The organism is Clostridium sulfidigenes (genome assembly GCF_052067195.1).
Taxonomy (GTDB): Bacteria; Bacillota; Clostridia; order Clostridiales; family Clostridiaceae; genus Clostridium_J; species Clostridium_J sulfidigenes.
Window position 1 is genome coordinate 16,365 of the sequence record NZ_JBQHQR010000002.1, and the last position, 25,908, is coordinate 42,272.

18 protein-coding genes are annotated in these 25,908 nt (G+C 29.3%); 1 reads left to right on the forward strand and 17 read right to left on the reverse strand.

The window, feature by feature from the left end:
• Positions 1–68 precede the first annotated feature (68 nt).
• The 10 genes from ACTNBA_RS02055 to ACTNBA_RS02100 all read right to left on the reverse strand — a co-directional run bounded on the left by ACTNBA_RS02055 (position 69) and on the right by ACTNBA_RS02100 (position 14,184).
• Positions 69–1,793 (reverse strand): flavin monoamine oxidase family protein, encoded by a 1,725-nt coding sequence (locus ACTNBA_RS02055; protein WP_441072702.1) that lies wholly within the window; start codon positions 1,791–1,793, stop codon positions 69–71.
• Between the two features lie 106 nt (positions 1,794–1,899).
• A complete protein-coding gene (locus ACTNBA_RS02060) occupies positions 1,900–3,306 on the reverse strand; it encodes a L,D-transpeptidase family protein (protein ID WP_441072178.1) in 1,407 nt (468 codons plus the stop codon).
• Positions 3,307–3,494: 188 nt separating this feature from the next.
• Positions 3,495–4,241, reverse strand: coding sequence for a transglycosylase domain-containing protein (locus ACTNBA_RS02065; RefSeq protein WP_441072180.1), 747 nt, complete (start codon positions 4,239–4,241; stop codon positions 3,495–3,497).
• 337 nt (positions 4,242–4,578) lie between these two features.
• Positions 4,579–5,838 (reverse strand): GntP family permease, encoded by a 1,260-nt coding sequence (locus ACTNBA_RS02070; RefSeq protein ID WP_441072182.1) that lies wholly within the window; start codon positions 5,836–5,838, stop codon positions 4,579–4,581.
• 24 nt (positions 5,839–5,862) lie between these two features.
• Positions 5,863–7,005 carry a glycerate kinase gene (locus tag ACTNBA_RS02075; RefSeq protein WP_441072184.1) on the reverse strand — a complete coding sequence of 381 codons (1,143 nt, stop codon included), beginning with the start codon at positions 7,003–7,005 and terminating at the stop codon, positions 5,863–5,865.
• Between the two features lie 304 nt (positions 7,006–7,309).
• A complete protein-coding gene (locus ACTNBA_RS02080) occupies positions 7,310–8,395 on the reverse strand; it encodes a CdaR family transcriptional regulator (RefSeq protein WP_035131192.1) in 1,086 nt (361 codons plus the stop codon).
• Between the two features lie 75 nt (positions 8,396–8,470).
• Positions 8,471–9,634 carry a class I SAM-dependent methyltransferase gene (locus ACTNBA_RS02085; protein WP_441072187.1) on the reverse strand — a complete coding sequence of 388 codons (1,164 nt, stop codon included), beginning with the start codon at positions 9,632–9,634 and terminating at the stop codon, positions 8,471–8,473.
• Positions 9,635–9,899: 265 nt separating this feature from the next.
• Positions 9,900–11,441, reverse strand: coding sequence for a glycine betaine uptake BCCT transporter (locus tag ACTNBA_RS02090; RefSeq protein ID WP_441072189.1), 1,542 nt, complete (start codon positions 11,439–11,441; stop codon positions 9,900–9,902).
• 88 nt (positions 11,442–11,529) lie between these two features.
• On the reverse strand, positions 11,530–12,840 hold the full coding sequence (grdH, locus tag ACTNBA_RS02095; RefSeq protein ID WP_441072191.1) for a betaine reductase selenoprotein B: 1,311 nt from the start codon (positions 12,838–12,840) through the stop codon (positions 11,530–11,532).
• A gap of 18 nt (positions 12,841–12,858) precedes the next feature.
• Positions 12,859–14,184, reverse strand: a complete 1,326-nt coding sequence (locus tag ACTNBA_RS02100; protein WP_441072193.1) for a glycine/sarcosine/betaine reductase component B subunit — start codon at positions 14,182–14,184, stop codon at positions 12,859–12,861.
• A 221-nt stretch (positions 14,185–14,405) separates the two neighbouring features.
• Here ACTNBA_RS02100 and ACTNBA_RS02105 point away from each other — a divergent pair, with 221 nt between their 5' ends.
• Positions 14,406–15,095, forward strand: a complete 690-nt coding sequence (locus ACTNBA_RS02105; RefSeq protein ID WP_346877228.1) for a TetR/AcrR family transcriptional regulator — start codon at positions 14,406–14,408, stop codon at positions 15,093–15,095.
• A 152-nt stretch (positions 15,096–15,247) separates the two neighbouring features.
• Here the strand turns inward: ACTNBA_RS02105 and ACTNBA_RS02110 are convergent, their stop codons facing one another.
• The 7 genes from ACTNBA_RS02110 to ACTNBA_RS02140 all read right to left on the reverse strand — a co-directional run bounded on the left by ACTNBA_RS02110 (position 15,248) and on the right by ACTNBA_RS02140 (position 25,716).
• Positions 15,248–15,445 carry a cold-shock protein gene (locus ACTNBA_RS02110; protein WP_035131204.1) on the reverse strand — a complete coding sequence of 66 codons (198 nt, stop codon included), beginning with the start codon at positions 15,443–15,445 and terminating at the stop codon, positions 15,248–15,250.
• A gap of 180 nt (positions 15,446–15,625) precedes the next feature.
• Positions 15,626–18,562, reverse strand: a complete 2,937-nt coding sequence (locus tag ACTNBA_RS02115; protein WP_441072195.1) for an insulinase family protein — start codon at positions 18,560–18,562, stop codon at positions 15,626–15,628.
• Between the two features lie 350 nt (positions 18,563–18,912).
• Positions 18,913–21,993 carry a YfhO family protein gene (locus ACTNBA_RS02120; protein WP_441072197.1) on the reverse strand — a complete coding sequence of 1,027 codons (3,081 nt, stop codon included), beginning with the start codon at positions 21,991–21,993 and terminating at the stop codon, positions 18,913–18,915.
• A 34-nt stretch (positions 21,994–22,027) separates the two neighbouring features.
• Positions 22,028–22,969 carry a glycosyltransferase family 2 protein gene (locus ACTNBA_RS02125; RefSeq protein ID WP_441072199.1) on the reverse strand — a complete coding sequence of 314 codons (942 nt, stop codon included), beginning with the start codon at positions 22,967–22,969 and terminating at the stop codon, positions 22,028–22,030.
• A 280-nt stretch (positions 22,970–23,249) separates the two neighbouring features.
• Positions 23,250–23,678, reverse strand: coding sequence for a large conductance mechanosensitive channel protein MscL (mscL, locus tag ACTNBA_RS02130; RefSeq protein ID WP_441072201.1), 429 nt, complete (start codon positions 23,676–23,678; stop codon positions 23,250–23,252).
• Entirely contained in the window at positions 23,662–23,907 is a 246-nt protein-coding gene (locus ACTNBA_RS02135) for a hypothetical protein (protein WP_441072203.1), read from the reverse strand. Before ACTNBA_RS02135 ends, mscL begins: the two co-directional genes overlap by 17 nt.
• 45 nt (positions 23,908–23,952) lie before the next feature.
• Positions 23,953–25,716 carry a PAS domain-containing protein gene (locus tag ACTNBA_RS02140; RefSeq protein WP_441072205.1) on the reverse strand — a complete coding sequence of 588 codons (1,764 nt, stop codon included), beginning with the start codon at positions 25,714–25,716 and terminating at the stop codon, positions 23,953–23,955.
• Between the last annotated feature and the right edge of the window lie 192 nt (positions 25,717–25,908).

Below are 25,908 nucleotides of genomic sequence, written 5' to 3' on the forward strand. Positions count from 1 at the left end.
ATATCAAAATAATCTATTAATCTTAAATTAATATAAGATTTAATATATTTTGATATAACCTCTTATTTTCAATTTATACCTGTTTTCATATAGTTTTTACAATGTTCTGCTACTTCATTTGCAGCCATCATTGCACTTTTTATTGCTCCTTGTATCCATCCATGTTCCTGTGAAATATGTTCACCAGCAAAGTATACTCTATTATCATATTCAGGTTGGCTAGAAGCATAGGCAAATAGCCTTTTTTGGCCAGGCATATAATAGCAAACAGCTCCAAAAAATCCTTGTTCATTATCCCATTGTATGGTTTTACTATCCAATACTATATCATCAAGATATCCTTCTTTAAGTCCTTGGACATACTCTACTTGTGTTTTTATCCATTCTAACCTAGTTATTGGTTCTAAATTACCAAGACGCATTGCATCTCTAGATAGATTGTAGGATGCTAAAAGAACCCCAGCCCCTCCATAACTTTTATACTCTCTTCTCACAGAAGGTATTACCTGACTTTCCAAATCAGCAATATTGTACTCAATATTATAAGACGGGTACCATATACTTCCTATTGGTAAGTCTGTATAAGAGGCGCCACCTATTATTTCTTTACTAGGTCCCCCTTCTTCCCAAAATTTCTCCTTACACATAAAGAGAGTTTTTTGTCCTGCTATATAATTAACTTCTTTGATTGCCTGCATTTTTTCTGTACTAAACATAGGATATATATTTACATTACGAAGACTAGAAAATGGGATAGTGCATATTACAAAATCAAAGCTCATAAGGTTACTACTTATTTCTTCTTCACTTTTATATTTTAAAATAACTTTATTATCTTCGTTATTTTTGTATATACCTTCTACTCTATTCCCATTTTTCCAAGTTATCTGTCCTAGTTGATTCTGTAAAATGTCATTATATTCTTTAGGGTCAAGTGACATTAATGAATAATACATTGCAACAGGTAACCATACTGTTCCTCCGTCTATTTGGTACCTAAAAGCATCATCTACAGTATACTGTTCTTGGAGACTTTCTATATAACTATTATCATATAGCCATCCAGAAAATGTAACAATAGATGATAACATTTCTATAGCACCTTCACTTAATCCCCGTTCTTCAAGTTCTCTTCTTATGCTTAAGCTGTCAAAGTATTCAATTTCTGGAGAGTACCTTTTTTTATTTTGTAATAACTCTCTTCTTATATCTGGACTAATTTGAAGTAAGCTAGCTCCTAAACCATAACTTACAAGTTTTTGCCAAGGTTCTTTTCTTTCCCATGGTGCTAAATTAAATTCAGGATATATTTTCTCCATTACACTTATCCCATCTGGATCATTGATAGCTCTTTTATTTCTCACATAAATAAAGGCATTATCATTATTTTGAATAAAAGGTGTTGTTTTTAATTTAAATAGATTTATATACTTCCATGTAGCTTCATGACTTATAGGTATTCTCATAGCCCCAAGCTCACCATAAAACCTTTTATTATCATCAAAATAGTAAGTATAAATTCTTCCTCCTATACGTTCCTTTTGCTGTTCAAATATAGTTATGTCAAAACCCAATTTCCTAAGCTCAAAAGCAGCAGATAAACCTGCAATTCCTCCACCTATTATACCTACATTAATCCCCTTGCATCCACCTGGTGGTAATATGGTTGTAATTTCCTTTGGAGGGCTAAGTAGTTCAATTAAATTATCATAGTCTTCTATTCGACCTACTTCTTCTAAAGCAAGTCTCAGCATCATATGTCTTTCTTCATCTGTAGGATTACTTGGCTGCATAACTTTAACTTCCCTAGCCAAATAGTTTCAACTCCTTTTAGTTCTATAGTAATTATAATATTCTACTTTACTAAAAAGAGTTCTATGGTTTAATTATATAATCGAACTAAAAATAACATATTACTGGTGTACCCTGAGTTATATATTCAAATATCTTACTAGCAACATCATATGGAGTATTTATACATCCATGAGAACCATCTGTTATATAAATTTGCCCTCCAAATTTTGAGCGCCAAGTAGCATCATGGATACCAATATCCCCATTGAAAGGCATCCAATAACTAACGGGTGCCGCATAATTTTCTCCTCTTAAAGTTGCATTTTTTTCTTTGTAAGTTAAACTGTAAATACCTGGTGGAGTAGCATGCTTACTATCAGCATTACCACTAACCATAGGCCCTTCCGTAATTAAAACTCCATCATTGTAAAACCATATATGCTGGGTTGTTAAATTAATTTCTACATAGGTATTTCCGAAATCATTTGTACCATAAGCTACAGCTGTTTGAGCATATATAGGTTGTCTTTCTTCCTTTTTTCCATCTTTAATAGCATTAATTAAAGCTTCAGTTTCTTCACTATAATTAATTAACCATCCATAGTCACCTCCGCTTACATTTACGGTAGTTCCAATGGAGGTTTTAAAATTTCTTGTAGCCCCATAAGTATCGTACTTAATAGACAGTGAATTTAAATATTCTCTTACCTTTTCTTCATTAATAGATACCTTAAAGTTTTTATCAATATCAAGCCAATTATGAATAGAATCTCCATTTAATACTTCTTTATTATCTCCAAATTTATGAGTAATTACTGAGCCTATATACTTATCAAGAGTATTTTTAGCATTTACCACTTCCTTTGAAGCAACAGTATACTTTGGTTTTTCATAGCATTCAATTTCTTCTAAATTTATTTCATCTACTTTATTATTAAGTGCTTCCTTAACTTTTTTGTATAGTATATCTTTTTTTACCTTATTTCCTTGTATTTCCTCTTTAATTACGTATTCCTTATTTTCATATTCAATTTTAGCACTCTCAGGTTTAATTATATTATCCTTCTTAAAACAATTTAAACTACGAAATTTCTTTTTTAGCAATTCATCATTATAAGATACTTTTTTTTCCAACTTATAATCACTAGTATTAAAAACTCCATAAATCCATCCAAAAGCACTTTGATTATCCTTCAAGTCTTCAATTTTGTTTTCTAAATTATACTTATATTCAATGTCGCTTCCATTTATATTTTCTTCAATACTATCTCTTTGCTTTAACTTTAATATATAAGATTCACTTTCTGCTAATATATCAGCTTCTATATCTTCCGTGGTTTTTCCAGTAACACTAACTCCATTAATCTTAGTTCCAAAATAGAATCTCTTCATAAAATATAAAGATGTACTTAAATATATAATTAGCAAAATACTAATGGAAATTATAATACCTATAATTATCCTCTTCTTTATATTCACACTTTTTTCTACTTCTTGATCTTTAATTTCCATAATAACCCCCTATATAACTAGCAATTATAAATAAATTTACCCCGATTATTTACAATTAAATAATATTAATAAATATATTCTCATACTATATATACTAATCATACCACTTTAAAAGTACAAAAATATAGGTTGTACCTATTATTATTAAAGTACAACCTATAAGTTTTAATTTATAGCTTTCTCAATCATTAATTTATAGTTTCTGAAGCAAGAGTAGCTTTATTGAAAGTTTTATCTATTTTATCGTTACATAGTAACTCTGCTTCCTCTCTTGAAATAACATTATTTCTTATCATAGACATTAATACAACTTCACTTCTTTCCTTTGCTCTTTCATAATTATTAGATAATGCATAGTTCTCTGGTGATTGTGGTAATCCAGCTAACAATAATGATTGAGATAAAGTTATTTTATTGGGTGATGTATTAAAATATCCTTTAGAGGCTTGTTTAATTCCAGAATAACCATCACCATAATATATTACATTTACATATAGCTCTAATATTTCTTCCTTTGAGTAATTATTTTCTAGTTCTCTAACCACAAAAATTTCCGCAATTTTTCTTTCCAATCTTTGCTCATGGGTAAAAAATAAGTTTTTTGCTAATTGCTGAGTTATTGTACTTCCCCCCATAATTATTTTTCCAGCATCGATATTGCTAATAGCTGACCTTCCTATGGCTATTAAATCTATTCCATTATGATTATAAAATCTATGATCTTCTACGGATACAATAGCATCTAGGAAGTCTTTAGAGATTTCATCTATAGTTACATAATCCTTACCATTTCTTATATCATTAATTTTTTCTTGTACCCCTATATCAGAGGTAGCAGCTCTATATAAAGAATATCCATCTTGTAAAACAAAAACTCCAAGTGCTGTCATGAAAACAATAACTCCTAAAGTAAGTTTAACTAATAACTTCTTCATTGCAACTCCTCCTTATAAGTTTATTATACATCTCTTAGTTCACATATGTTATCGAAGTAACTTACACTTATCTTACATTTTTGTAATTTACAATTTTATAGGTTAACATATTAATTATTAATTGCTAAAATTAATTAATATTATAGTCAATGACTAGTGATTTAAAGAAGGCTTTAAAATAAAAATACTATCATCAAAGAATTCATAAGTATTCCTTAATGATAGTATTTTCCTATTTAATGAAGAGTCTATGGATTTTAAAACTTGATATTGCTCTATTACTTTTAAAATTTAAATATTGTATTTATTTTTAACTATTATATCTATACTTACTAAACTAGAATATAATTCCCCACATTATTGTAGAAACTAAAGTCATTGATAATCCTACTAAAGATTCATATGGTATTAATTTTAAACGCTGTCCTATGCTCATCCCTGTTGCTCCTGCTGTTGCATGGAAGAAAGAACCATGTGGTAGATGATCAAGAACTGTAGCTCCAGCATGAACCATCGCCGCTCCTCCTATAGGTGATATACCTACTCCCACTATGGCTTGTGAGAATGTAGCTGATGCTATAGTTGACCCTGAGGTTGTTGAAGCTGTAGCAGCACACATTAATATTCCAGAAATAGGTGCCAATACAAAGGCTGGCATATTTAGAGCATTAAGCACTCCTATAGTTGTAGCCTGCAATCCTGATGCCTTTATTATTCCTGCTACAGTACCTGTCCCTATTAAAAGTATTGCTACAGGCATCATTTTAGATAATCCAAAGGTTAGATATTCGTTAATATTTTTACCTTTACCCATAACTAAAACTCCTACAATACCTCCAACTGGCAATGCTATAAGTGGATCTATTGATATTCCTACTAATGGTCTAAGTGATAGCAAAATTATAGTTACAACTGGACCAATTATTGCTGCAAAGAAAGATGGTAGTTCCACCTCTTCAACTTCTTCTATTTTTGTTTCTTTTGCACCTTTATACTTTTTATTAAGTAAAGAAGTCAATATTACTGTAACTACAAGTCCAACTATGGCAGGAATTATATTAGCTACCATTAAAGATGACAATTCTACTCCAAAATTTTCTGCTGCTGCTATGGTATTAGGGTTTGGCGATACTATATTTCCTGCCTTACCTCCACCAATCATAGCTAAAAGTATAACCATAGGTGAATATCCTAATTTCTTTGCTATTGCAAGGGCTATAGGTGCTACTGTTATTACTGCTACATCTATAAATACTCCAACAGCTGTTAGTATCATGGTTGATAACGCTATGGCAAACAGTGCTCTTTTCTCACCTAAGCTTTTTACAATTTGATCTGCAATTTTTGCTGCTGCTCCTGTCTTAATAAGTACTCCTGCTAAAACTCCAGAGGTCACTATACGAAGGATTGCTGGCATGATATCTTTTGCTCCGCTTATCATTACACTTACGGTTCCTTCAATTCCAGCTCCACCTACTAACCCTCCAACTACTGCACCTAATATTAAACTATATACAGGTTGTACTTTTTTAATGATTAATACTATGGCTACTACAAGTCCAAGTAAAGCTCCTAATGTTGTAATCTGTACTTCCATTATCGTCACCCCTATTTAAGATTTTTATTCTTTCATTGTCTTTATAAGTCTAAAAATTTGTGTCATTGTTGATGTCATATTCTTTATAGCCGTTTCTTTATTAACTGCTTCTTCTATAGTCATAGCTGAATTTATTATAGAAAAATAGGCATCTATTCCTTCTTCATTACACTTAACAGCATCTTCTGTAGTGCATCCTGCCACTGCTATTACCTTAACCTTATGTTTTTTAGCAAGCTTAGCGACTCCTATAGGCGCTTTTCCCATGGCAGTTTGATTATCCAGTCTACCCTCACCAGTAATAACTAAATCTGCATCCTTTAAGGCTTCTTCTAACTTAATTTCTTCTAATATTATCTTAATTCCAGATTCTAATTTTGAATTTAAGAATCCTAAAAATGCAAATCCAAGTCCACCTGCTGCTCCCACACCTTCTGTCTCAGCTATATCTTTTCCTAATTCTTTTTTAACCACCTGTGCAAAATTTCTAAGTCCTCTATCTAATTCTTTCACCATATCAAGAGTTGCACCTTTTTGTGGTCCATAAACATAGGCTGCTCCATTTTCTCCATACAAAGGATTGGTCACATCACAAGCTATTTTGAAGGTACACTCATCTAGTTCCTTCAATTTATTATGTGTTTTTATAGTTTTTATCTTATTTAATATCTGGCCACCAAAACCAACAGGTTCATTATTTTCATCATAAAACTCATATCCTAAGGCCTGTAGCATTCCTACTCCTGCATCATTAGTAGCACTTCCACCTATTCCAACTATAAAGTTTCTACATCCCTCTTTTATGGCAGCTTTTATTATTTCTCCAACTCCATAGGTAGTAGTTTTTAAAGGATTTCTTAGTTCTGGTGGAACTAGTGCATAACCTGCCCCTTGAGCCATTTCTATTATTGCTGTATTGTTATTTTTTAATATCCCATACTTAGCCTCCACCTTTTCTTCCACTGGACCTGTAACAGATATAATTTTACCTTCACCATTCATGCCTTCTACTAAGGCATCTACAGTTCCCTCTCCCCCATCTGCTAAGGGCATTATTTTTATATCTGAATTATTGTCTACATTCAATATTGCTGTTTTTATTGCATTAGCTGCTTCAATTGAGGTTAAACTTCCCTTTAAAGAATCTATAGAAATTACAATTTTCATTGCTACCTCCTCCTTTTATCAAATTATATCAAAGGATTTTTGTCACTACTATGTTACATACAACAAAATAATACGTTTTCACACCTTAATTTTTGTCATATCTAATATTGAATTTTCGAATTTAAAATCCTTCATAAAAATACTTTTACTTATAAATAAAAATATCTCAAAATTGGTTATAATTAATCCTCATTTTTATTTGATTGATACCTATTATTCCATATAGATACAATTTCAATAAAAACTTTAGATTTAATCAATTTTGAGATAATTCATTATTAAAAATTTCTTTGCAATTCACCTTTTATGATAATTTTATAGCTAAATAAAGTATTACGGATTCATTAAATTTTCTTGGATTAAACCCTGATTTATCATATATTCTTTCTAATCTGTACTGAAGGGTATTTTTATGTACATATAGCTCTTCTGCAGTTTGTTTTAGAGACATATCATTTTTATAATAAACCTCCAATAGATTTATATCCTCTTCATCAAGAGATTTTAATACCTTATCCTTATACTGATTTTTTGTTTCAGTATCTACACTCTCTAAAATAAGCTCTAAATTCAAGCTATCAAGATAAGTTAAAATATCATGGTTTTCAGCGGAGTACTTAAGGGCAATTCTAGCTTCTTCATAGGATTTATACGCTTCATATAAACCCTTTAACCTCCCTACTCCCCCAGTTAAAATTCCATGATACTTACTTAATGTTTCCAAATGAGTGTTTCTTAATTTATTATATCTTTCCTGGTTTACTAACGCTATGAATTCATTAGGATAAATATATAGCTTGAATATATTACCAATATCATCCAATACACCTTTTATATGGTTCTCTATAGTCTCTAGTTCTCTAAGATTATGATACTTATTTATCTTTAAAATAACTATTGCAAACTGCTGATCTAACTCTATTCCAAATTCCTGAAGAATATTTTCAATTTCATTTTTATCTTCAACATTATTATATATCAACGACTTTACAACATAATTTATTCTCTGTTTATCTGCTTCATACTTATAATTTAGCTGCTGTTCTTTTATAAATATTTCTGTGATTTTAGTGACTAAAAATCCAAATTTACTAACTTCACTAGGCTCTCCAGTTATACCTATAGCACCTACTGCAATATTGTTTATTTTTATGGGATAGTTTATACCTTTTCTACTTCCTTTATATTCCTCATTATCTTCAACAGTTACATTACTCAAAGTTTTTATAGCATTATATCCTGCTTGATGAAAGGTGTTAAGTCTAGATTTATCTGTACTACCTATAATTATCCCATTAATATCTATAAAATTTATATCTTTATCTACAACCTCTTTAACTGCATTTACTATTTCTTGAGCTAAGTTAAAATTGATTTTATTAATTATCATAATTTAAATCATCTCCTTGTGAAGCACTATATACAAACTTAAAGGAGGTTACCTTGTAACAAATATTATATACCACTAAATTAATTCATCCTGCTTTAATAAATTAAACAATGTAGGATTCAAATTAAATTCATTCATTAAAGCATTAACCTCTGAAAGTGCCTTTTTCTTTTTTTCCTTAGCTATACTAGCCTTTGATGCCCTAATTAATATGTTTTTAGGAGAATGAGCTATATCTATAAATTCTAAAAGCTGAGTTTTATATCCAACAGATTCTAAAAGATTTCCTCTTACTGCATCAGTCATGAGAGCTGCTACTCTTTCTTGAACTATGCCGTATCTAGTAAGTATAGATAAGGATTCTGTGTTCATTTGCTTATTAAACTCATGCTGACAACAGGGTACAGAAAAAATCATTTTGCTATTCCATTTAATAGCATTATATAATGCATAATCTGTAGCAGTATCACAAGCATGTAAGGTAATTACCATATCAACCTTATCATTATATTTAAATCCATTTATATCTCCAAGTTCAAAGTGTAAGTTTTCATAATTATATCTTTTAGCTATATCATTACACTTTTCGATTACATCCTTCTTAAGATCTAGACCTATCATCTTAACATTAATTTTCTTAATCTCTACAAAATAGTAATATAGTACAAAGGTTAAATAAGATTTCCCACATCCAAAATCTAAAATTGTAAGCTCTTTATAATCATTCTTTTTAATTTCATCATCAATGATTTCAACAAATCTATTTATTTGTTTATACTTATCATACTTAGAATTTACCACTTTGCCTTCTTTAGTGAAGATTCCTAAATCTATAAGAGGTTCAATTATCATTCCTTCTTTAAGAATATAATTCTTTTCTTTATTATGTTCTTTATTAATAAGACTTTCATTATTGCTTGTTTTCTTTCCTAAATGAACTTTACCCTTTTTAGATACTCTTAAATCAAAGGTAATATTACTTGCCCAAGCAGAAACTTGTTTATAATTATCCATTGTATACTCTAAGACTTTTTCCTTTAATAAATCTAAATGAATATTTTCATGAAATACCTGCTTATCAGTATACTTTTCTATTTGATAATACTCTTTCGAGTTGTTTTCCTTTAATATAAATATTATTTTGTTATATTCTATATCTTTATTCATCTTATTACTAATAACTAATTTTATAATATGTTCTTTTATAATTTCATCAATTGCTTTTCTTAATTCTTCCATCTTTACACACCTTACTATTTATATTTGTATCTATTGTATCATATATTAAATTATTGTGTTCTAAAAGAAAAAGTACATTCAAAATATTATATTATCTACATTGGGTATAGATAAATCTTTAATTTTCTATGAAGTGATAATAAAAATATTAATATAGCTTTAACTATTGGTTATAAAAATGAATATTAAAAAGGGAGTCTATGACTCCCTTAAACCTTATAAATTAACTTAATATATATACCTTACAATCTATCTAAATTGCTAATTATATCTTTTCAGTTTTCAGTGCCTTCCACAGTGAAACGCAACATAAAAGCATTACTATAATAAACGGAAATGCAGCAACTACGGATGCTGTTTGTAATGATGCTAATCCACCTGATAACAATAAAGCTGTAGCTAGCAGTGCTTGAAGTATACCCCATATTATTTTCTTTTTATTAGATGGATTTAAATCTCCATTTGAAGATAACATACCTAACACAAAAGTTGCTGAGTTAGCTGAAGTAATGAAGAAAGTACCTAATAATATTATAGTAAATACTGAAATTATACTTCCTAGTGGATATTTAGTTATAACTTGGAAGAATGCAGTTTCTGGTGATGCAGCTAAGTTCTTTAATACATCCATTGTGAGCTCGCCAGTAATACCAAGATTTACTCCAAGAGTTCCAAAGACTGAGAACCAAATTATAGATACAATACTTGGTGCTACAATAACTCCAATTATAAACTCTCTAATAGTTCTTCCTTTGGATATTCTAGCAATAAATACTCCTACAAAAGGTGCCCAAGCAATCCACCACGCCCAGTAAAATATTCTCCAACTATTTACCCATTTATTACTTGCAAAAGGTTCAATATGCAGGCTACTCTCTATAAACTCTGCTAGATAACCACCTGTACCATTTAAAAAAGTATTTATTATCTTTATGGTTGGTCCTATAAATAGAGATAAAATTAAAATCCCAAAAGCAATTACCAAGTTTATATTTGATATTGCACTAATTCCTTTTTCAATCCCACTAACTGCAGTCCAAATAACTATTACTGTTATGACAAATATTATAATTAACTGAACTATAGGCGTTTCTGGAACTCCAAACATATAACTTAATCCACTATTAATTTGTAGTGTTCCAAGTCCTAAAGAAGTTGCAACTCCAGCTACTGTGGCAAATACTGCAAGTATATCAATAGTTTTACCAATTGGTCCATTTACTCTTTCTTCTCCCAATAATGGAATAAATATGCTGCTAATTAGTCCAGGTTTATTTTTTCTAAATTGAAAATATGCTAGAGCAAGACCTATAATGCTATAATTTGCCCAAGGGTGGAATCCCCAATGCATAAAAGAAGATTTAAAAGCAAAATTTGCAGCTTCAACTGAACCTGGATCCATACCTTCTATTGGCGATACAAAGTGAGATATAGGCTCTGCAATTCCCCAAAATACTAGTCCTATTCCCATACCTGCTCCAAATAGCATTGCAAACCAAGCAACGGTGCTATATTCTGGTTTTGAGTCATCCGGGCCAAGTTTTATTTTCCCAAATTTACTAAATGCTAATACTACTGCGAATACTACAAATATCATCATAGAAAGCAGGTATGCCCAGCCAAATTTTTCAGTTAAAAAATTAAGAGCACTATTGGATATTTTTTCAAAACCACTTTTATCTAAAATTCCCCAAAATACAATAGCAAAAGTTATAATCAATGAAATAATAAAAACTGAATTTGACTCTTGCTTTCTTTTAGTCTTTACATTTAGTGTTGTATTTATATTAGTGTTATTATTCCCCATAACAATATCCTCCTTAAAATTAGAGTAGATAATTATGCCGTAGGTTTTCTTTAGGGGCTGTAAATTTACTTTCACAGCCCCTTAAATATTAAAACTTAACTTTAAAAACAGTTTGTTCTTTTACATCTGTAGCTAAGGCATCTAATGCAACTCCAACTCTGTGGTAACGAAGTTTCCATTGTTCTTCTTTTGAAGTTCCTGGATCTCCTAGCGGATATGGAATAGATATAGTAGGAATAATCTTGTTTGCTCCTGCTGTTTTTGAAACTGGAATTAAGTTTGCCATTTGTACAATTGGCATACCTGATTTTTCAATTTCCTTAACCATGGTTGCACCGCAACGCGTACAAGTTCCTCACGTAGAAACCATTATAACTCCATCTATGCCTTCATTTTTAAGATGAACTAAAATCTCCTGTGCCATTCTCTTTGCCTCAGCTTGAGTAGTTCCAGTACCAACTGTTGAATAGAAATACTCGTGAAGTTTTTTGAATTTTCCTTCTTTTTCATATACTCTTAATGCATCTATTGGAGCTATTACATTTGGGTCTGCATCTGCTGCTGCAGGATCAAAGCCAGCATGGATTGTTTTATAAACTCCACCTTTTAGAGCATCTACGCCATCAATATTGTATCTTCCCCATCTTGTTGCAGACGCTGATTGAATTCTATCTGGATTATCTACAGGTACGATGCCTCCTGTATTTAAAAGTGCTATAGTTGCATTTTTAAGATCTTTAATTGGCTCTGCTATAGGTACTATATCTGTTTTAGGAATTGGAAGTTCAGTGATAAACGGTCTTCCATATAATTTATCTATAAGCATTTCTACTGCTCTATCAGCACCCAACTTACCATCTTTTCTCCAAATTTGATGTCTTATCCCTCTAGGATAATATCCTTCTACTTCAGCACCAAGGGTTTCTTCACCTTTTAAAAGCTTATTTCCAAAGGTTGCCATAGCTTTTATATCACTTCTCATTTTAGCTGCACTATGTCCTCCTACAAAAACATACATATCTCTTTTAAACATTTCTACCCCAGGGTTTTCTATGTGCATAGAAGTAATTACTGGAACATTAAACTCTTCTTTAACAGCATTACAGATTTCACCACACGCAACTCCATATCTTCCTGCTTGAAAAGCTGGTCCTGCAAAGAAAATATCAAATTCTATACTTTTAAGTTCAGATATAATTCTTTTTATAGCTTCTTCTGTATTAGATCCCATAAAGTTATCTCCACAAATTATTGTATGAGTAACTTCTGCATCTAAGTTTTTATTTAGCTCTATAGCCGGTCCTATTGTGCCTTCCTTAATTATAGGCTCAAAATCCGCCTTATCTTCTCCACCTATTTGACCAAAGAATTGGTTTATATATATTACTGCCTTTTTCATTTTATCCCCTCCTAGTTACTAAAACTCTATCATTGTTTTTGGCGACCAACCACAAACCTGATCTCCACAGAACATAGCATTATTCTCCATTATTATTGATCCATCTGATCTTACAGAAGGTCCAAGTATCTCATCATTTTCCCAACCACCAGATACACCGTCTCTACCTAGAGATTCTAATTCTCCTATAACAGTTTCCATTGGTGGAAGAGTTATTAATTCTGACACATTACCACAAGACACTATAGCATCAGCCTTTTCGTCCATAGAAACTAGTGGCTGTGATTGTCCATCTCTTCCAGTACACTCATTAGTAAGTCCTACAACTTTTACTCCCGCATCTTCAAGAGCAACTATACAAGCTGTAAAATCTGCATCAGGGTTACCATACCCTTCCTCTGCAACTATTGCACCATCAGCTCCAATAGACTTTGCAATCTGTGCTACAAATAGTGCGGCACGGTTTTTTTGTTCTAAAGCTACATTCAGATTTGACATTACTATTCCTAAGAAATTTATTGTCTTTCCATGTTCTTTATAAAGTCTTTTTATTGTAGGATTATTTTGAAATTCATAAGTTGACCATTTAGATGAGCAAGGCATGAAACTACCTGATACCAACGCTCCATCTAAAACTTCATTGGGGTGCATAAAGGTTGGTAGCATACGATTCATGTCCCATCCATACAAAAATGTGTTATACCCTAACTCTTCCATTTGAGATTGAGGTTGCATAACAAATACCATACTTGGAAGTTCATTTACCCTTTTTTCACGTTTTATTACTGGCTTTAGTTCATATTCTTCAATTTCTTCTGGTTCTAAATCTTTAACAACACTACCTATAAATTCTGCAAGTTTATGTCCTGCTTCTCTTAAAGCTTTATTTTTTTTCTGTTGTTCTCTTTTTTCAAATTCTTCATCTGTATCAGCAACTAGTACTATATTTTTAAGTTGAGAATAGTAGGTATATTTTGCACCTTCTCCACTCATATCAATAAGTCCATCCTGAAATCCACCCCAATGTTTTCCCACTACCAGCAGACTACAATCCTTCAGTGCATGAGTTCTACCATTACCTGCTTTAACTAAATCTCCTGTATAACCTGGAAATAATGAATCTCCATTCAATTTTACTCTTGGCTCTATAGCTTCTTTTACTGGCATAAGTCGTACATTGTCACCTGGTTTAACAATAAATAAATCTGCTTCAATTATGTGCTTGTCCTCTAAAACAAAATCTAATGCTTCCTTTTTATTAATAGTTAGTATTCCTTGAGCAAATTCTGTTTTTTCGCCAAAAACTATATCTTCCACATGAAAATTTCCAATTTCTAGTTTCATACTCCCACTCCCTTATTATTTTTTTAATATTCTTAATATTTATAATATTATTTTATTCCTCTAATTGCATTTTGTAAACGTGTTTACGTTTTTTTGTTATTTAATTAACAAATTCTATGTATTTAAAAATCAAATAGTTAATCTTATATCATTATAAATTTAAATTTTAATGTTATAATAAAGATACATATTAATAATGAGTAAATTAAAGGGGTAATCTTATGACTAAGTCAGCCATAGAAAGAAAAGAAATGATAGTTTCTTTCATAAGTTCAGCTAATAAACTTATAGATGAAGAAGGTATAGAAAATGTTACAGCAAGAAAAATTGCTCATGCTACAGGATATAACGTTGCTACTGCATATAAGTACTTTAAAAATTTAAATCATATTTTGTTTTTTGCTTGTATGAAATATTATAATTTATATATTCAAGATCTTCCTAATTATATTAGTGAAGACAATTCATCTTTAGAGAATTATTTAGGTATTTGGAAGTGTTTCTCTATACACGCTTTTAACAATCCTAAAATCTTTAAATCAATATTTCTAGATCAAGGTCATCTTAGTGTTAAAGATACTATGAAGGAATATTATGAAATTTTTCCTAATGAATTAAAAAGTCTCCCAACATCTTTATCTACTATGCTAGATAAAGATTATATTAATGAACGTGATCTTGCTTTACTTGAAGTATGTATTAAAGATGGATATATAAATCAAGAAGATGTTAAAGAATTAAGTGAAAATATTATTATTTTTTTTGAAGGTTTATTGATGAAAGTTACAAACCATGTTGATGGATATAGTAAAAAAAGGGCATTAGAAATTATTCTAAAATTTATTTATAACACCTTGCATTATTATAACTTAAAGTCTTCCAATGTTTTATCACCTTTTTTAACTCTATAAAACGCCATTAATGTAGATGTATTTAAAATGAATATTAATTTAATATTTACATATATTGTGTAATCACACTTCTAAATAATTTATAATTTAAAATCTAAAAAACCCCTTAAATAGTATAACTATTTAAGGGGTAAATATTTACTAATTAAAAACTAGATAATAGTAATATTTTCTGCTTGTGGTCCTTTTGGTCCTTTAGCTACGTCAAAAGAAACTTTTTGACCTTCTTCAAGTGATTTATAACCATCAGAATTTATTTGAGAAAAGTGTGCGAAAACATCTGTTCCATCTTCTCCTGTAATAAATCCAAAACCTTTTTCTCCATTAAACCATTTTACTGTACCATTCATAAATGTATACCTCCGAAATTTTATTTTTCTTAAATTCATTGTAATAATTCACTAACAAAATTTCGATATTAACATACTCTATTTATTAAGTACTAATTGAAACATATTGGTTTATATTATTTACTATTAATTTAAGTTCTTATTAAGCATACTACACTTTATTATATAAAGCAAGTTATTTTATAATAATTTACTTGTTTTATTAAAAATAGTTTTATTTTCCTTAATTTTTCCTTCATTACCTACTATACAACAATAATTTTCATTCATTCCTATCTTAATCATTGAAGCATAACTTCTTATATCTTCATTAGTAGTACTTAAAAGTTCATCTCTCCATCTTTGAATGTCTTCTTGAGTTACATTGCAAATATAGTCTGCAACTGCTTTTTCACCTTTTCTATCAGGAGTTAATGGTTTATATAACTGTCCAACAGATCCTATTATAAATTTTTCCATATCCTCCTTGGTAAAATCTACTTCTTCTAAGAATTTATAAGCTTCATTATATACATCTATAGTTCTTGTAAGATTAGGATCACGATAGGAGAAAATTGCTAAATTACCATCCTTATTCATGTCACTATAACATCCATAAGCACCACCTTGAAGACGAACTCTAGGATATAAATATTCATTATCTAATATATTTAAAAGTACTCTCATTTTCCCTGAATATTCATAACCAAGATCTGCAAAATTAAATCCCTTAACTACATATTGCACATTACTAGCAGTTATTATAGCTTCGATATTTTTTTTGCTCTTATGCTCAAGATTATATAATTTAGTAGGTTCAGTTTTAATGTTACAAATAACCTTATTAATATTAGTTACTACTGTTTCAACTTCTTTTTCTTCTCCCACCACTGAGATAATTAAATTATTTTTATTAAATATTGTTTCATAAACCTTAATAAGATTGCTTCTAACTTCCTTACCAGATTTCTCAATACTTTTTTCTAAATTACAGATGAATTCATAATAAGTTGCACCACTAATTTTTTCCCAGTATCCTCTACCACAAGAAGTCTGTGCAAATACTCTGTTCATCGCAACCTCATGTCCTGCATTTATAACTCTCATTTGAAGCTTTGATTTTGTTTCTTGAATAATTTGTTTAAGCCTACTTAAATCATCAAATTTTGTAGTAGTAATTATTTCATTTACTAACTCTAGTAGAGATGAAATGTTTTCTGCAATTACCTTTGATTTAACTATAAATTTAGGATGATATGCCTGACTATTATTTTTCTCAGTGTATACTTGATTTTCAAAAGTTATTCCACCTGTAGTTTTATAGATTTCTGTGATTAATTGAGAATAACCTCTTTTCTCAGTATCAAGCTCCCCTAAAACATCCTTTAAAAGTCCTAAATAAGGAATATACTTTTCTTCAATTGCTTTTCCATCAAATAGCAGATTAATATACACTATTTTATTTGTAGGAATATGATGTTTTAAAATGGTTATTCCTTGTTCTTTTACAACCTCTTGAGGAATTTTTTCTACTTTTTTATCTACCTCTTCTATAGGCAGCTTTGGAAGAGTATCTTTTTCTTCTTGGGTATCAACCCTAACTTGAGCTTCTTTTAACTTCCTATTTCGCTCCATAAGCTCTTTTATTTCTTTTTCGGATAAAGAACTTCTATAATTTTCTAGCTTTTTTTCTAATGCTTTATTTCTAGCATCTTCTAATCCCTTTTTAGGTGTCAAAACTACTAAGGAACAATGGGAATTTTTAACCATATTCTTTTCAATAAACTTCTCAAAATATCCATTGTCTAAAGCAGCTTTTATCTTATTAAGGATATCTTCATACTTCAAGTGAACAAGAGGATCTCCATCATATATCCAACTATTTAAAATCCAATCATTATATTCGATTCCCTTATTAGCAGTTCTCCATGGATCAGCTTCACGCAAATCAAATTCAATGGTGTTTATAGCTGCCTTCAATTGATCTTTATCTAATCCCTTGTCTACAAGTTCTTTAAGAGTATTCATAATAACATTTATAAATTCACTCTTCTTTGTAATATCTACATTCTTAGCTACTATTGGGAATAATATTTCCTTAGTTGGATCCATATTCATATCATCCCTTGTTATAATACACTCACCTATACCAGCTTTAAGTAAGGCAGCTTTTATTGGAGATGCTGAGGATTCAATTAACATGTTATAAAGTATTTTTGTAGCTAAATATGCCTCTCCATTACGTGTTTCTTCAAAGGCAAAATTTAGTGCTAAAAATGCCTTATTTTCTTCATCTTCATCCTCACTAATAGAATAATTAGCAGTTCTTTCTACCATACCTTCAAAATTTTTCACATCATCTATATGAGAAGATATCTCTATTCTGTCAAATTCATAAAGATATTCATCATTTATAAACTTAAGACATGCATCCAAATCCTGATCCCCGTATAGATAGATATAACTATTAGATGGGTGATAAAATTTGCTATGAAACTTTTCAAAATCCTCTTGAGTTAGATTAGGTATATCCTCTGGATCTCCACCTGAAACAAAGGCATAAGTAGTATTTGGAAATATTGATCTATATATATCACTACAAATAACTTCCTCTGGTGATGACATGGCTCCTTGCATTTCACTATAAACTACACCCTTATAATCTAGTTTATTATTATCTTCATCTAACTCATATCTCCAACCCTCTTGACGTAGTATTTCATGATTTTCATATATTCTAGGATGTAAAACTGCATCTAAATATACGTCCATCAAGTTCATAAAATCTTTATTATTTCTACTACCTACAGGATACATAGTTTTATCCGTAAAGGTCATAGCATTTAAAAATGTGTGTAATGAACTTTTTGCCATATCCCCAAAAGGATCCTTAGCCTTAAATTTTCTTGACCCACAAAGTACAGAATGCTCTAATATATGAGCAACTCCAGTACTATCTGTTGGAGTTGTCCTAAAACTTATAGAAAATAGTTTATTATCATCTTCATTTTCTAAATGTAAAAGTCTTGCTCCACTTTTCACATGTTCAAATATTCTAGCCATGGATTGTGCCTCTTCTACCTTCTCCTCTTTTAATAATTTAAATCCATGGTAGATTTCGTTAATTTTAAATTGCATATAAATTCCCCCCATAATCACTCCTAATAATTATTTAAAATAAATTTAAACCATTACTATTCATAACTTTATATTAAATAAAAAAGTCATAGATATACCTTAGCTAAACCAAGATATCTACAACTTCTCATTTTACTAAAAAAATAAAAAGTCATAGAGTCCAAACAACCCCATGACTTAAAATATCAAAATAAATATGTTAAAATCTATTCTTAAGGTCGCTATAGGTATTATAAAATTCACTTTTATTCAAATTTTTTATACTTTTCACTTAAAAACGACCTCCTTTCAATATTTTAACAGTTTCATTGTAACATTTTTTAACATAGATGTAAATATAATTTTATGAATTATATTAATTTTTTTAAATTTCTTTTACCAATTATATACCATGCTAAACATATAATTAAGGAACATACACTTATTAATCCACCTAATCTTAACCCCGGAGTAATATATCTTAATTCTAAACTATGATAACCTTCATCTAATTCTATACCTGTAAATATACCATTTACTTTTAATAGATTAACTTTTTTACCATCTAACTTAGCTGTCCATCCATTTTTATACGGAATACTTAATGCTAATATTCCTTTTTCATTATTACTTATGTTTCCTGATACATGTGGTCCATCTACAACTAAACCTTCAATATTGTATTTATTTCTAGCATCTACCCACTGATTATACTTTTCATAAGAACTATGCCATAGCTCCATTTTATCAATTGTATAAGTTCCTGGTGTTAATTCCATTGTTATGCTTTCTGTATTGCCATTTAACTTAAATGTAAATTCATTTAAAGGATATGTCCATTGACCACTTTCTGGTTCTTTTCTACTTATTATGTCATTAACAGTTATTGCAAATCTTTCCCCATTTTCGGGTCTAATGTTTATAGTAAATAAAATCTCACCATCAATGTCTCTACCCTTGTTATCTATTGGAAATATTATATTACCTGATTCATTTACATAGAGTTTACCATCCTCATATTTAACATTTGATAGTTTAACATTATTAAAATTAATCTCTAGTTTATTAATAGTATCAAATTGTAATTCACTCTTTTTTATACCCTGTATCTCTTTACCTACTAATGCTGTATTTAATAACACAGCATCTCTCTGTGCATAATTAAAATACTCTAACTTATCAATATTTTCATAGCTATCATACCATAAGTCAAATCCTACCGTATTATTATTTTCATATAATGTATACTTATCATTAACAGATTTCATTTTATATCCATATGGAATTTGCTTGCTATCGTATTCTAGTTTATATCTAACACCAAAAGCACTTTCTAAAAATAGCCTATTGTTAAAATTCGCAAATCTACTAGGTGACACATGCTCCTGAACAACATTATAATCTACTTTCATCCACTTATGAACATTCTTATTTATTAAACTATTATAAGCACTAGTACCATAATTCATATAATTCATTGGTGAATTTTCTTTATCAATAATTTCATATATGGTTCTATAAAATTCATTAGTCTTAGGTATAGTTTGGTCTAATATTTTTCTTTCTAGATTATTATCCATCCCTCTATCACTTAAGAATTTCTCATTAACAAAATATGTATCTTTGTTAATTCTTGATAAATATACTTGTGAATTTCCCATAGATGCAATTAAAATGCAAATTATGATTATAAAACTACAAGTTGCCTGTATTATTTCATTCAAATTATTAAAGTTATTTTTTATATAAAGTAATACTATTGACATAATTCCTGAGAATAGTATTATTATATCAACTATTGCTACATACCCTACTCCTCTTTCATTCTTTGTATATATCATGATTACTGTAAATAACCCAATTAGTAGAACTTTAATAATACCTTTAGTTTTATAAAGTGCAGCTTCTTCTATCCAATTTGGAATAGCATAAGCAATTACAAAGTTAAATATATATAACCATCTATCTGCCATATAAGAAAATCCATTAAACATACTATATGCCTTTGGTATCATAAAAAATATAATAAATACAAATGCTAGCAATGTTTTTCTTTTAGTTTCATCATTTGCTTTTCTTATTGGTACAGTAAATACTAGTAATGCAATTAATGGCATACCTATAATTGATTCATATAAAAATATCTTTTCAAATACTCCCGTATAGAATCCAATATCAAATAATTTTGGTATCTCATAAAACACTTGAAATCTATCCGCACTCATGAATGCAATCACAGCAGGAATAAACAAAACTGCAGCTATTCCTATACTTAAGGTGATCTTAGCCCCAAACTGAAATCCTTTTTTAAAGTAGCTTTTAATTTTATCTATTACACTCTTTCCATCACCATTAGTAAATACAATTGCATAAATGCAATAAAAAATCAGTGACATATATCCAAAATAAAAATTACTTAAAACAGTTAATGCAATTCCTAAAATCAAGAGAAAATTCTTTTTGCTTTTTTCCCAAACTTTATAGCCCCAAATTGTTAATGGTAACCACACCATAGCATCTGTCATATAATCAAATGCTATAGCATTTCTTATAAATGTCATAGATACGCCATATGTTATTGCTCCAATAAAGCTTGTGTACTTCTTTTTATTCTCATATCTCAATAGATTATACATCAATATCATAGTAGTAAATTCTTTAAATATACTCATGTATAATCGAAAATTTATAGTAGAAAGATAACTCCAACTTTCCGCCATAAATTTTTTTATAAAATATAAAATATAGAAAAAAGGACTACTTGTATAGTAATATGTAAATTCACCTAAAACATCTCCACCTAAACCATATGTCCATGACCATAGTATATCTCCTTTATCAATAGCATTTTCTATAAAAGGAACAAAATACATAAATTGTGTCATGCTATCTCTATTGGCTAGCACAAATCCTCGATTCTTAAATAGATAACTTCCATGATTCAAAATAGCTATACCTAAAAAAACTATTGCAATAAATATGCCATATGCAATACGTTTGCCAGTAATTTTTTTTAATTTTACACCTTCCTCTTTTAATAATAATTTTGTCATTAAAAAAGTAATTGGTATTGGCAATATGGATGCCAATGGTCCTGCTATAAATGGTTGTATATTTAATATTTTCACTAAAATATATAGTGTTACTGTTGAAATACAATAATTTGCTAAAGTAGTTAATGGAAACTTTATAAATTTAGATAAAGTAGGTTTTGTTTTAAATGTAAAATAACAATTAAGAAAAAACGACCCTATCATACTTATTATAAAGGCCAGCGTAAAACTTATCATGTATGGCATAGATATTAATAAAAATAAAGCATACCAAATATAATTATGAATAGTATTTATACCACCTACAAAAGCAAAACGCAAAAACATGAATTTCTTACTCTCACCATCTCGTATGTTTCTCATTAACAATTTGAATCTATTTCTATTGTCTTCACTCATATAAGATTTCCTTATCTCCTTTCTAATAATACTATTAAAGTTTCTTACCAGTTACATTAGTATCTTTAATAATATAATGTGGTCTTTTCTTAACTTCATAATATATTCTACCAATATATTCACCTATAACCCCTATAGAAATTAATTGGACTCCTCCTATAATTAAGACTGCTGTTATTAATGTAAAATAACCTGGAGAATCTATTCCATTAATAATTATACCTATTAAGGTTATGAAAATATATATAATGCTTAGTAGTAACAATATTACACCTAAATAAATAATAGATCTTAATGGTTTGTTATTAAATGATATTATGCCATCAACACCATACTGTAAAAGTGATTTAAAACTCCACTTGCTTTCTCCCATTTCTCTTTCTTGATTATCATAATTTATATACTTTGTTTCAAATCCAATCCATGAAAATAGTCCTTTGGAGAATCTATTATACTCTGCTAAACTAACTAAGCTATCTATAGCTTTTCTACTTAATAACCTAAAGTCACCTACTCCATCAATTAATTCTACATCAACAAATTTATTAACTATTTTATAGTATAATTGTGATAACTTTCTTCTAATAAACTTTTCGCCGTCTCTATTTCTTTTACATATTACCTGATCATATCCTTTTTCATAATACTCTACCATTTCGGGTATTAGTTCCGGTGGATGTTGAAGATCTGAATCCATTATTATAGCAACATCCCCAGTAGCATTCCTAAGTCCAGCTAACATAGCTGATTCCTTACCAAAATTTCTTGAAAAGGAAATATATTTAACATGATTATCTTTTTCACAAAAATTTACAAGAAGTGCCTCTGTATTATCATAACTTCCATCATTTATAAATATTAGCTCATAGTCTCTATTGTCTTCTTCATATTTTGATAATATTTCTGTCAAATTTTTGTATGTTTTAAATATTACTTTTTCCTCATTAAAGCACGGAATTATAATTGATATATTCATCTTATCCCTCCTCATGAATATAATAATATCATATATTGTTTTAAATGTACTAAATAATCACTTCACTCAATTATGTAAAATATTAAATAATATTACATCTGACTTTTATCTATATATTTTATTCTAGTATACAATACTTATTTTACCATAAATAAAAAAGAAGTCACAGACTCCCTTTTTATTTTAAATCTCATATCTTCAATAAGTATTGACATTATTACTGAGTTTAATGAACATACAATTTTCTACCTACTCTATCTATTATTAAAGTTTGTACATCTTATAGTTCTGAAGTACAATGAGGACATTTTGATGCTTCAATTGAGATTTCCGAAATACAGTAAGGACATTTTTTAGTTGTTACAGGTTTTGCTTCTTCCTTGCCTTTAAACCTATCGAGTTGCTTTACCACAATAAATACTACAAATGTCATAATTAAAAAGTCTATAAGTCCAGTTAGAAAAGCTCCATAAGCAACTACTGCAGCTCCAGCTTCCTTTGCAGCAGCTAGAGTTACATATTCTTTTCCATCTAAAGCAATAAACAAATTTGAAAAATCAATTTTACCTACAAAAATACTAATAATAGGCATTATTACTGTCTCAACCAAAGATGTTACAAGCTTAGTAAAAGCTGCACCTATAATCATACCAATTGCTAAGTCAATCATATTACCTTTAATCGCAAATTTTTTAAATTCCTTTAACATACTTTTCCTCCTTAAAATAATAAAAAACTCTACTTGCTATACCTAATAGCCTAAAAGATCTATCATCATAATTACCATAGGATATAACTTGTCCATTATAACATAAATCAACACATCCAACAGCCCCTATTCCATCTAATGTTACATGTATAAATACTTCCATGCCAACATCTTTATTACTACTATTTTTTTCATCTATGACAACATCATTTAAAAGAAGTTCCAGCATAATATAAATTCTATTATACTGAAACTTCTTTGATATTCTTATTTTTTAATTTCTACTATTAATTTCTTCTGTGATTTTACTTATAAGCTCTTCAACCTCAAATGCGCCTCTTTCACTAATCATATCTAATGTAGCTATAGATGCCATAGTTTTAAATAATACTGGATTTTTTAGTTTACTAAACTTAGGGGAAAGGTTTAGTAAGAATTCTTTTAGAAATGGATATTTTTTTACTACGTCACCTATAACAGTTTCCTTTGTTAATCCATATTGATTTTTTATAACCTCACCACTAACCTCATCCTTTTTACTTTCTTGTTTTTCATTAGTCCAAGATAATAATCTTTGACTTCCCTGTAATCCTCTAATCTTTGTTACATCCTGCATCATCTCAAGTACGCCTCTAAAATTTCCTTCTTCATCTCTTACTGCATTATAGATTATATAAATAAACTTACCACCGATTTCTAACCAAAATTCTGCCTGATCTTGTTCACCAGCTCTAAACGCTCTAACAATTTCTTCTACCATATGAACACTTTCTCTTGGATGGCAATTTTGCACCTTTCTTCCTATAACTCCTGCACTTCTTGGAAATACTCGATGTTTTGTATCACTATAAAACTTTACAATCTCATTTTCATCTACATAGGATAAATCTACTTGAAGATGTTTAAAAATTAAGTTTATCTGCTTAAGTGTTAACTTTCCTTGGCTTACATCTAACACTTCATTATCTTCTTTATTGAATATTCCATGTTTTTGTAAAACCTTTGCCAAATCCTTCAAAAGTTCATTATTAGATGCATTTTCGTCTTTCTTAACTTCATCTTCTTTGTAATAAGGTGGTTTCTCAATTAGACAATATCCAATTTCATCATCACCTTTTCTCATCTTAATAAAATCTTCATGGTCAAGAAGATCCATTGAAGTTGGATAAAGTATTTCTTCTTCTTTTATCATCATATCCTCAATCATTTCAACTACTTCATTTTGAATATCTATAAACTTTTCATCTTCATCCCTATCTAAATACTCTTTAGCTTTTTTAATAATATCTTTTATATTATTCTCTAAGGTCCACATTACTTTAGAAGGTTTATCGAAGCCCTTACCCTCGAGAGCAGGATATAGTTGATTTTGCTTTCTTGAAAAATGTATATTAATTTCTTCTAATTTCTCATATACCTCAGCCCATTGATTTTTAATAAACTTTGTATTTAACATATTCTTAGCTTCAATTAAAACATTTCTTATAGCCTTTACTTCCTCTAAATAGGTTCTAATTGGATGACCTAATTTAGCATCTATTTTATTACTTGTAAGTATTCCATCAAAAATTTGCAGAATTTCATCCATTCTCTCTGCTAATTCATCATCAGTTATACCATATTGCTGAAGATATTGCTCACATATAGCAAATTCTTGAGCTGTTACACTTTTAACTGATGATATCATTTCTTCTTTTGCTAGTTCTAGAGATATTTCTCCTCTTAAATACTTAAGTTTTATTTCCATGATCTTTTTAATTTTATCATGGTCGATTTCTAAATTATCCTCCATTTGAATTTTTTCTATTTTCTCTTTAGGAGTGAAGTAAACATGAAATTCTTCATCACTTAACTTCTCTACATGTTTATCAAAGCCTTTATCATCCATCATTTTATACATAGGAAAAGGTTCGAAATCTTTAATTACATGTATACCTTCATTTGATTTTAACTCATTAATTGCTTTAGTAATGCAATCTTTAAAAGTCTCATGGTCTCCACGTCCATCAATGGTAATGTAGTTAATTTGTTTTTTCATATATTTTCATCCTCCCCATATTTTATATAAAATTTAAATCTATTATTTAAACTTAAAATTTCTATTTAACATCATATTGTTTCTAATTGATAGCATCTTTCATTTATAATGTATCATTATTTTATTTATGAATCTGTGATTACTATCACAATATTTCTTAATATTATTTAGTTATCTTCAGTATAATAACTG

Excerpts from the sequence above, each read along its gene's own strand:
- ACTNBA_RS02055 (WP_441072702.1), bottom strand. The coding sequence starts at position 1,793 with ATGCAGCCAAGTAATCCTACAGATGAAGAAAGACATATGATGCTGAGA.
- ACTNBA_RS02060 (WP_441072178.1), bottom strand. The coding sequence starts at position 3,306 with ATGGAAATTAAAGATCAAGAAGTAGAAAAAAGTGTGAATATAAAGAAG.
- ACTNBA_RS02065 (WP_441072180.1), bottom strand. The coding sequence starts at position 4,241 with ATGAAGAAGTTATTAGTTAAACTTACTTTAGGAGTTATTGTTTTCATG.
- ACTNBA_RS02070 (WP_441072182.1), bottom strand. The coding sequence starts at position 5,838 with ATGGAAGTACAGATTACAACATTAGGAGCTTTACTTGGACTTGTAGTA.
- ACTNBA_RS02075 (WP_441072184.1), bottom strand. The coding sequence starts at position 7,005 with ATGAAAATTGTAATTTCTATAGATTCTTTAAAGGGAAGTTTAACCTCA.
- ACTNBA_RS02080 (WP_035131192.1), bottom strand. The coding sequence starts at position 8,395 with ATGATAATTAATAAAATCAATTTTAACTTAGCTCAAGAAATAGTAAAT.
- ACTNBA_RS02085 (WP_441072187.1), bottom strand. The coding sequence starts at position 9,634 with ATGGAAGAATTAAGAAAAGCAATTGATGAAATTATAAAAGAACATATT.
- ACTNBA_RS02090 (WP_441072189.1), bottom strand. The coding sequence starts at position 11,441 with ATGGGGAATAATAACACTAATATAAATACAACACTAAATGTAAAGACT.
- ACTNBA_RS02100 (WP_441072193.1), bottom strand. The coding sequence starts at position 14,184 with ATGAAACTAGAAATTGGAAATTTTCATGTGGAAGATATAGTTTTTGGC.
- ACTNBA_RS02105 (WP_346877228.1), top strand. The coding sequence starts at position 14,406 with ATGACTAAGTCAGCCATAGAAAGAAAAGAAATGATAGTTTCTTTCATA.
- ACTNBA_RS02110 (WP_035131204.1), bottom strand. The coding sequence starts at position 15,445 with ATGAATGGTACAGTAAAATGGTTTAATGGAGAAAAAGGTTTTGGATTT.
- ACTNBA_RS02115 (WP_441072195.1), bottom strand. The coding sequence starts at position 18,562 with ATGCAATTTAAAATTAACGAAATCTACCATGGATTTAAATTATTAAAA.
- ACTNBA_RS02120 (WP_441072197.1), bottom strand. The coding sequence starts at position 21,993 with ATGAGTGAAGACAATAGAAATAGATTCAAATTGTTAATGAGAAACATA.
- ACTNBA_RS02125 (WP_441072199.1), bottom strand. The coding sequence starts at position 22,969 with ATGAATATATCAATTATAATTCCGTGCTTTAATGAGGAAAAAGTAATA.
- mscL (WP_441072201.1), bottom strand. The coding sequence starts at position 23,678 with ATGTTAAAGGAATTTAAAAAATTTGCGATTAAAGGTAATATGATTGAC.
- ACTNBA_RS02135 (WP_441072203.1), bottom strand. The coding sequence starts at position 23,907 with ATGCTGGAACTTCTTTTAAATGATGTTGTCATAGATGAAAAAAATAGT.
- ACTNBA_RS02140 (WP_441072205.1), bottom strand. The coding sequence starts at position 25,716 with ATGAAAAAACAAATTAACTACATTACCATTGATGGACGTGGAGACCAT.